Source organism: Spirosoma jeollabukense (assembly GCF_054777855.1).
The window spans coordinates 1-515 of record NZ_BAAHAD010000124.1 but is presented as its reverse complement, the minus strand read 5'-3'; the positions used below and the strand labels follow the sequence as shown (position 1 = coordinate 515).

Annotated in this window: 1 rRNA gene; it reads left to right on the top strand. The window is 31.1% G+C overall.

Annotated elements, in window-relative coordinates:
• Positions 1-515: ribosomal RNA gene (locus tag ACYVEA_RS34865) — 23S ribosomal RNA — on the top strand; the annotation flags it as partial.

Sequence of the window (515 nt, the reverse complement as noted above, 5' to 3'; positions counted from 1 at the left end):
AATACTAAGTAATAATAGCCTAGTTTAAGTAAAATGGATAATATCTGTTTGAATATAGGGGAACCTTCCTCTAAAGCTAAATATGATATATAAGCGATAGTGAATAGTACCGTGAGGTAAAATTTGAAATAGTAATTTTATAAGCAGCTCGAGTAAAAATTAAAATTATAAATAAGAGTGTACCTTTTGCATAATGGGTCAGCAAGTTAATTTTAGATGCAAGTGGTATAATTAATTAAAAACTACCTAAGATAAACCAATTATGAAAAAATGATAAGTATCTAAAATTAGACCCGAAGGCTAGTGATCTTACCATGATCAGGGCTAAAAAGGCCCGAACGGGTTATCGTTGTATAGATATCCGATGAATTGTGGTAAGTTAGTGAAAGATAAAACTGACTAGTATAGCTGGTTTTCCGCGAAACCTATGTGAGTAGGTAATTTAATTAACATCTTAGCAGGTACAGAACTGTGATCTCGGACAATATTATTTATATAATATTTGTTTACATCGG